The organism is Candidatus Krumholzibacteriia bacterium (assembly GCA_035649275.1).
In the GTDB taxonomy this organism is placed as follows: Bacteria; Krumholzibacteriota; Krumholzibacteriia.
This window is the reverse complement of the sequence record DASRJW010000112.1, coordinates 1-8,224: the sequence shown is the minus strand read 5'-3', so window position 1 is coordinate 8,224 and position 8,224 is coordinate 1. Positions and strand designations below refer to the sequence as shown.

General features: G+C 67.3%; 5 protein-coding genes. 2 read left to right on the top strand and 3 right to left on the bottom strand.

Annotated elements, in window-relative coordinates:
• Positions 1–100 precede the first annotated feature (100 nt).
• Both pepF and VFE28_12060 read right to left on the bottom strand, forming a co-directional pair.
• Positions 101–2,002, bottom strand: a complete 1,902-nt coding sequence (gene pepF, locus VFE28_12065) for an oligoendopeptidase F (GenBank protein ID HZM16727.1) — start codon at positions 2,000–2,002, stop codon at positions 101–103.
• A 254-nt stretch (positions 2,003–2,256) separates the two neighbouring features.
• Positions 2,257–3,462 carry a DNA/RNA nuclease SfsA gene (locus VFE28_12060; GenBank protein HZM16726.1) on the bottom strand — a complete coding sequence of 402 codons (1,206 nt, stop codon included), beginning with the start codon at positions 3,460–3,462 and terminating at the stop codon, positions 2,257–2,259.
• 49 nt (positions 3,463–3,511) lie between these two features.
• Between VFE28_12060 and VFE28_12055 the strand changes: the two genes are divergently transcribed.
• Complete coding sequence (locus VFE28_12055; GenBank protein ID HZM16725.1) at positions 3,512–4,258, top strand: DNRLRE domain-containing protein; 747 nt, start codon at positions 3,512–3,514, stop codon at positions 4,256–4,258.
• Between the two features lie 37 nt (positions 4,259–4,295).
• On the opposite strand, the gene VFE28_12050 is transcribed toward VFE28_12055, so the two are convergent.
• Positions 4,296–5,204, bottom strand: coding sequence for an AEC family transporter (locus VFE28_12050; protein ID HZM16724.1), 909 nt, complete (start codon positions 5,202–5,204; stop codon positions 4,296–4,298).
• 174 nt (positions 5,205–5,378) lie between these two features.
• Here VFE28_12050 and VFE28_12045 point away from each other — a divergent pair, with 174 nt between their 5' ends.
• The gene (locus VFE28_12045) at positions 5,379–8,162 is read left to right on the top strand and encodes a protein kinase (protein ID HZM16723.1); all 2,784 of its coding nucleotides are present in this window, start codon (positions 5,379–5,381) and stop codon (positions 8,160–8,162) included.
• Positions 8,163–8,224: the final 62 nt, after the last annotated feature.

Sequence of the window (8,224 nt, the reverse complement as noted above, 5' to 3'; positions counted from 1 at the left end):
GAAGCGGGCTTGCGTTGGCAGCGGCGGTCGCGCCACCGCGGCGGGCGTCGAAGAGGGGCCGCCGGTGGGGCAATGCCCGCCGGCGGCCCTGGACACCCACTCAGGAACCGATCTTGCCGCCGCTCTTGTTCAGGATCTTCTCGATCTCGTCCATGACCGAGTTCATCTCGCGCATGGCGGCCGCGAAGGGCGCCGAGGTGGTCATGTCGACGCCTGCATCCTTCAACAGATCGATCGCGTACTTGGAACCCCCCGCCGAGAGCATCTTGACGTAGGCATCGCGAGCTTGCGTCTTCTTGGCCGCCGCATCGTCGCGGATGTGGTTGGCGATGGAAGTGGAAGCGACCAGGCTCGTGGCGTACTGATAGACATAGAAGTTGTAATAGAAGTGGGGGATGTAGGACCACTCCACGCCGTAGAGATCGTCGATCTTGCATACGCCCTTGGCGTCCCCGTAGTACTCCTTGAGGAGCCCCAGGTACAGCTCGGTCATGTTCTCGCCGCTCAGGGACTCGCCGCGTTCGGCCATCTCATGGATGCGCAGCTCGAACTCGGCGAAGAGCGTCTGCCGGAAGAGGGTCTGACGCATGTTGTCGAGCGAGCTGCCCAGGAGGAAGAGACGTGTCGCGTCGTCCTGCTTGCGATCCAGCAGGTGGTGCAGCAGCAAATTCTCGTTCAGCGTCGACGCGACCTCGGCGACGAAGATGGGGTAGTCGGCGGTGACGAAGGGTTGCGCCTCGGCAGCCAGGTGAGAGTGCATGGAGTGGCCGTACTCGTGGGCCAAGGTCGAAACGTCTTCGTAGCGCCCCATGAAATTGAGCAGCTGGTACGGGTGCACGCCGTACACGCCCTGGCTGTAGGCGCCGGAGCGCTTGCCCGTGGAGGGCATGAAGTCCACCCAGCGGCTGTCGAAGCCCTTCTTCATCACCGCGACGTAGTTGGAGCCGAGGGGTGCGGAGGCAGCCAGCGTCAGGTCCACCGCTTGTTCCGGTGTGTAGGTGAGGTCCACCTTCTTGATGATCGAGGCATAGAGGTCCTCGTAGCGCAGCTGATCCACGCCCATCATGCGCTGGCGCAGCGCCAGGTAACGGTGCAGCGTCGGCAGGTTGGCGTGCACGTCGCTCAGCAGCTGCGTGTAGACGCTGGTGGGGATGTTGAAGTCGAAGAGGGCCGCTTCGACGCAGCTGCCGTACTTGTGGACCTCTTTGTCGAAGAGGTGGGACTTCACCTGGGCGTACAAGGAGACGCCGAGGGTGCGGGTGTACTTGGCATAGTTGCCCCAGAAGGCGCGGAAGACCTTGTCCCGTTCGGCGCGATCCGGAAGGGCGCGGTAGCGCGTGTATGCGGCTGCGTCGAGGACGACCTTTTCGCCGCTGGCCAAGGTGATCTCCGGATAGGGGAGGTCGGCGTTGGTGAAGATGTCGTGCAAGGCCTGGCCGGCGTCGGCGAGATTGCCAGCCTGGGCCGCCACCTTCTCTTCGGCGGGGCTCAGGGTGTGCGTGCCGCGCCGCAGGATGTCATCGATGTAGTGGGCGTACGGTTTCAGCTTGGGCTCGGCGCTCAAGTAGCCGCGGATCTTCGCCTCACCCACGGCGAGGATCTCCGGGGTGATGAACGACGTGGCGGTGCCGAACTCCACGCCGAGACGCTCGGCGTCCTGCCGCATCTCCAGGCTACGGCTGACGCGGCTGTCCTGATCGCTCAGCATGGAAGCGTAAGGGTAGAGCTTGCCCAGCTCTTGCTGCACCCCCATCACCGCCGTGAGCGCTTCGAGGAGCTTGGCCGCCGAATCCCCCAGGTGTCCCTGAGTGCGGGCCAGATCCGGGATGCGCTTGGCCAGATCGGTCTTCGCCGCCGTCCAAGCCGCTTCGTCTTTGTACAGATCGGCCAGGTTCCAGGTGAACTTGGCGGGAATCTCTTTGCGCTCCGCGGCATGGACGGCCGCCGCCCACAGGGCGACCAGGGCGCAGAGTAGTAAGGATCGGAACAGGGGTTTATCCATCGCTCTCGGGCCTCCTCTGGCACGGCGCGGTGGGATCGCGGCCCGGTCGCGATCGCCACGGCTCCATGCGGAGCAGGGACTTTGGATCTCGGTGACGAGGGGCCCGCTTCGAGGCGAGTCCGCGGGCCAGCACCGGGGCGGAGGTCCGATCCCGTGCAAAACAATCGCCCCAACAAGGCCAAGGTGACAAGGAGGAAAACAGCGCCGCCGCAGGTCCGGGAAGTCTCGCCAAGGCCAGGGAGCGGGGTGCGCGACTACAAGCGGTGGCGCATGGCCGTAAGGAGCTCCTGGAAGGGAGCCGTGCGGGTCGGGGCCCGGGGGACCCGAATCAGGTGGCCGGAGCAAGAGCAACCGGGGGTGCCGAAACCCCGGACGGGGAGAGTGCCGAGCCGAGCCACCATCTCTGCCAGAGCGCAGGCTTCGGTGGCCGTCCGGATCGGGAAGGCTTCGGCGCGGTCGCAGGCGGCGCGGAACACGTCGATGGACTGGATGGGGCGCTGGCGGCGGCGCAGATGCCCGCCGAGACGGCGCGCGAGCCCCCGCCGCGCAGCGCCGGCATAGACGTACCAGCCGGGGTCGAAGCGTTGTGAACCGAGCTTTCCCAGGGCGAGACGGCGCGTCCGGGGCAAATGCAGGACGAGCAGGTAAAGCCCATGGTCTCGAGTCCCCGCGGCGAGGATGTTCCAGGGAATATCGAGCCGCCGCGGCGGGGAGTCGAAAACGAGGCGGCCATCGGGGTGGAGTCGCGGCTCGAGGGCGTAGGGCAAGAACTCCAGCGCCGCGCGAGCGCGGCGGAAGGCGCGGGAGAAGAGGAGATCGTTGTGGAAGTCCGGGAGGAAGCGTGTGGCTTCGCCTTGGACGAGGAAGAGGACACCAGCGCGCCAGCCGTCACGCCGGGTGCAACGCGAGAGCTCCTGCAGGTGTCGCCGCGCCCTCGCACTCTGGGCGTCGGGGAAGAGGGCGAGACCGTGCTCGGTGAGCGTCACCGACTTGACCTCCAGGAGGTAGGGACCCGCCGGGCCTTGCAGGAGAAAGTCGAAGCGCGACCTGCCGTGCACGAACTCACTCTGGACGATGCGGTGGTCGGCGAGCTCGGGAATGCACCCTTTCTCGATGAGGGCGCGAGCTAGGTGATTGATGCGCCCGGTTTCGAGACAGACGGCCCGCGGCCGGTCGCCGGGCCAGCGCGCCGCCCAGACGGCGCCTACGGCCTCCCAGCCGCTCGCAGTGTGGGGACGAGACGCCAGGAGCACTTCGGTGCGGGGCAGGAGGATCTCGCCCATGCGCCCCGGATTGCCGATGTGGGCCAACGTGGTCTGCTGGCTCGCGCGTCGCGACGACGATGCCGGTGCACGGGGTGGTCGCGGACGCCGCTGCACCCGGACAATGAAGCGATTCGGCCGCTCCAGGAATACGGCGCGCTCCAGCGGTTCGGTGGCATAGAGGATCCCGTCTTCCATGCCGGCATCACCTCCCCTCGACGACGGAAGCCGCGTTAGAATAGCGCCCATGAAGACGCGGCGGGCAGCGGGAACGGCACGAGCGGGGCTGTGGGTCGCCGTCGTCCTCTCGTTCGCCACCTGCCCGGCGTACGGCGAGCGGGTGATCCTGGAACCCGTGCAGGACACCACGCTGTTCGAAAGTCTCGAAGGGTCGTTGAGCAACGGCTCGGGTCCGGGCCTCTTCGCCGGCGACAACAGCGAGCGGAACACACGGCGGGCGTTGCTGAGCTTCGCCATCGCTGCCGCGATCCCGGCGGGGGCGCACATCGACGCCGTCGAACTGCGTCTTTTCCTCTCCAATTCTCCGGATACGACGGTGGCAACGACGTTCGCGTTCTTCCGCGTGCTCTCCTCCTGGGGCGAGGGAGCCTCAGTGTCCGCCGGGGGCATGGGCGCCCCCTCCCAGCCCGGAGACGCGACCTGGGTGCACCGTTTCTACCCGGACACGCGCTGGCAGAACCCGGGTGGCGACTTCGACGGGACGGCGAGCGTCGCCTTCGGCGTCCGGCTTCCCGGCTCCTACGCGCTCTCGAACTCGCGCCTGGTCGACGACGTGCAGACGTGGCTGGAACTGCCCGCCCGCGATCACGGCTGGTTGCTGCAGGGGGAGGAGGCCGTGGCAGGCTCGGCGCGTCGCTTCGATTCGAGGGAACATCCCGATCCCAGCCGTCGCCCGATGCTCGTCGTCGACTTCACTCCCTTGGCCGTCGCACCGGTGACCTGGGGCCAGGTGAAGAGCAGCTTCAAAGACTAGACGCGGCGACGAAGGCGCGGGCTCGTCGACCCGTGCCTCAAGCCCCCAGATAGGCGAGCAGCGGCGTCATGGTCAAGGGGCAGAGGAGAGTCGAGAAGAAGACGACCGAGGTGACGAAGCCGGGCTCGACGTCGTACTCCGCGGCGAGAACGGTGCAGATCACTGCGGAGGGCATGGAGGCTTGCAAGATCGCTGCTTGACGTCCCGGTCCGTCGAGAGCGAAGAGCGGCGCCAAACCGAGCGCCAGCAACGGGCCCCCCAGGAGTCGCAAGCACACGGCGAAGATCAAGGGCCGCACCGGCGCCCGGGAGCGGGTGGCGTGCAGCTGCAAACCCAGGATCACCAGGAACACCGGGACGCAAGCCTGCGACAGAGTGTGCACCGTGCTCGCCGCCGGTCCGGGTAGCTTCCAGCCCAGCCGCGTCATCAACAGCGCCACCGCCACGGCCCAGATCGCCGGCACGCGCCACAGACCGGCGAGGGCGCCACGCAGGTTGGTGCGACCCACGGAGGCGACGAAGACGCCGACGCTGAAGGTGAGCACGGCGGCGGTGACGAAGAAGAGGCTCGCCTGCACCAGGCCTTCTTGCCCGAAGGCGAGGGCGTTCGCCGAGAGCCCGAAGTTGCCGGCGTTGGGCAGCAGCACCACGAGGACGATGGCGCTGGCGAGAGGGCGCGGCCAGCCGATCCAGCGCGCCAGCAAGCCAGCGAGCGCGGCGCCCCCGAGAAGCACGGTGGAGGCGAAACCCACCATGCGGAGCACGACCGCCGGGGACATCGGGTTGTCCACGATGATCTGGAACATGAGACACGGGGCGAAGACGTAGAACGCTGCGTGGGAGAGCGCCCGCGGGTCGGGGCGCAACGTCGCCGCCAGCGCGTATCCCGCGCCGGCGGCGAGGAACACCGGCAGCAAGTTGTCCGCGAACAGGCCGACGAGATGCATGCCGGCGCATCATAGGGCCTGGCAGGCGTTGTTTGAAGGGCCTGATGCGCCCCACATGTGACGAGGGTCGTCGGCCCGGTTTGCGAGGCATTGACGGCGCGGCAAGACGGCGCGAGAATTGCGCGGTGCCATCGGCGTCCTCGCAGCACACGTCCTCTCGCGACCGGTGAAACTTTGATCGGCAGCAAGCTCGCCCACTACGAGATCACGGCCAAGCTCGGCTCCGGCGGCATGGGCGAGGTGTACCGGGCCCGGGACACCCACCTAGTACGCGACATCGCCCTCAAGGTTTTCTCCACGGACACGGACCACGATCCGGAACGCCGGGCGCGCTTTCGGCGCGAAGCGACTGCGGTGGCCGCGCTCAAGCACCCCAACATCGTCACGATCTATTCCGTCGAGGAGGATCGAGGCACGCTCTTCATCACCATGGAGCTGGTGGAGGGCAAGCCCCTGAGCCACCTGATCACGCCAGCGGGAATGAACTTCATGCAGCTTCTCGACATCGCGATCCCGGTGACGGATGCCATCAGCCATGCCCACGAGAAGGGGATCGCCCACCGCGACTTGAAGCCGGCCAACATCATGCTCGACGCAGCGGGACGCCCGAAGATCCTGGACTTCGGCCTGGCGAAGCTGATCCGCGGCCCCGCCAACCTCGAGGGCTCCACCGTGATCACGGACCAGAGCGTGACCCGCGAGGGCGTGGTGCTCGGCACCGCGTCCTACATGAGTCCGGAGCAGGCGGAAGGGAAGCCGACGGACTCGCGCAGCGACATCTTCTCGCTGGGCATCATCCTCTACGAGATGGCCACGGGGCAGAGACCGTTCCAGGGAGACACGACGATCTCGACCATCTCCTCGATTCTGAAGGACACCCCTCCCCTCGTGACCGAGCTGAACCGGTCGCTGCCGAATCACATGGGCCGGGTGGTGAATCGCTGCCTCGCCAAAGATCCGGCGCGGCGGTACCAAGTCGGGCTCGACCTCAAGAACGAGCTGGAGGGGCTGCGCGAGGAAAGTAGCGGCGTCACGAGCGCGCGGGTCTCCTCCGTGTCGCGGCCAGCCGCAGCGGCGCCGCCCTCGGCGTCGCTGCCGGGCGGGCGCGGTTTCGTCCTGCAGCAGCCCGATACCGCTGCTGGGTCCGCTGCGCCCGCCGTCGCCCCTCCCGGTGGCGCGCCGGCAGGCCGGCGGAAGCGGCTCTACGCCGCCGGGGCGATCGTCGGCGTGCTGGCGCTCGCGCTCGGGTTCTGGCAGCCGTGGAGGACCCGACCCGCCTCGCCCGGCGCGGGCGTCGCGACGGAAGGCGCCCCGCCGCATCGGCCGATGGCGGTCGTCTTTCCCTTCGAGAACCTCGGCGCCCCGGATGACGCCTACTTCGCGGCGGGGATCACCGACGAGATCACGGCCCGCCTGGCCGGCGTCAGTGCGATGGGAGTCATCTCGCGCTCCAGCGCCACGCAGTACGACCGCTCGGGCAAGACGATGAAGCAGATCCGGGAGGAGCTCGGGGTGGACTACGTGCTGGAGGGCACGGTGCGCTGGGCGCGGTCGCCCGACGGCAAGGGCCGGGTACGGATCACTCCCCAGCTCGTCCGCGCCGCCGACGACATGCACATCTGGTCGACGACGTACGATCGCGACATCGACGACATCTTCCAGGTGCAGTCCGACATCGCTGGCAGCGTCGTGCAGGAGCTCGGCGTTTCGCTCCTGGGCGAGGAGCAGGCGCGCCTGACGGAGCCGCCCACGGAGAATCTCGCTGCCTACCAGGCCTATCTGCAGGCCAAGGAGCTTCCCACCCCGGCTCTGCAAGAGAACGATGCACGGAAGGTGGCGCTCTTGGAACGTGCCGTCGCGTTGGATCCGGGATTCACGGCGGCTTGGCTCGAGCTGACGAAGCACCACGCCGACTCTTACCGCTTCGTCGATCGGACGGAGGAGCGATTGGCGCGGGCCCGGGAGGCTCTGCGGGGAGCCGAGGCCGTCGATCCGGATCATCCGCTCACGCGCCTGGCACGCGGTTACTACTACTATTACGGCTTCAACGACTACGACCGGGCCCTGGTGGAGTTCACCGCCGCGGCACGGGGCATCCCGAACGACGCCGAGGCGCAGAGCTCCATCGCCTGGATCGTCCGCCGGCAAGGGAAGTTGGAGGAGTGTGTCGCGATCCTCGAGAAAGCCATGGCCCTCGACCCCCGGAATCTCACCATCGTGCGCAACACCGCCGGCACCTACTGTGCCCTGCGGCGTTTCGAACGCGCGGCTGTGCTCTTCGAGCGGGCGATCGCTCTGGATCCAAAGGACGACGAGCTCCGCATGTCCACCTTCGAGAACTGCGTGGCGCTCACCGGGGATCTCGCCGCGGCCCGCCGGTACCTGACGGCAGAGCCCGGGAAGGACCCTCTCTTCCACGCCGTGGCCTGGTGCAACGCCCACATGCTGGAACGCCATTGGGAGCAGGTGCTCGAGGTCACGGAAACCATGGACGAGACCGGCCCCCTCACCGGTCTGGCGAAGAGCTTCTTCCGCGGCATCGCCCAGAACGGCCTCGGCGACGCGGCGGGGAAACGCGTGACGATGGAAAAGGCGATTCGCCTTATCCGGGATGCCCTCGAACGGTCGCCCGGAAATCCCATGCTCCGACAGCTTCTCAGCAACCTGTACGCCTACCTCGGCCGGAGCGACGAGGCGATCCAGGAGGCCAAACTGGCCGTCGATCTGACGGCGAAGGACCTGTTCGAAGGTCCGGAGCAGCTGGAGAACCTGGCCAGCATCTACGCACGGACCGAGCGCCATGACGAGGCTCTCGAGCTCATCGATCGTCTCCTGGACAAGGCCTACTCGAAGCCGTTGACCGTGAACGAGCTGCGCATCGATCCGCGCTGGGACCCATTGCGGGCTTCGCCACGGTTCCAGGAGTTGCTGGAGAAGCACGGTCGGGGCTCGCTCTGAGAACGGGACGCGTTGACTCATGGATGTCAGCCAACGAGTCCAGGATGCTAGCAGTTGGTTGA

Excerpts from the sequence above, each read along its gene's own strand:
- VFE28_12050 (HZM16724.1), bottom strand. The coding sequence starts at position 5,204 with ATGCATCTCGTCGGCCTGTTCGCGGACAACTTGCTGCCGGTGTTCCTC.
- VFE28_12055 (HZM16725.1), top strand. The coding sequence starts at position 3,512 with ATGAAGACGCGGCGGGCAGCGGGAACGGCACGAGCGGGGCTGTGGGTC.
- pepF (HZM16727.1), bottom strand. The coding sequence starts at position 2,002 with ATGGATAAACCCCTGTTCCGATCCTTACTACTCTGCGCCCTGGTCGCC.
- VFE28_12060 (HZM16726.1), bottom strand. The coding sequence starts at position 3,462 with ATGGAAGACGGGATCCTCTATGCCACCGAACCGCTGGAGCGCGCCGTA.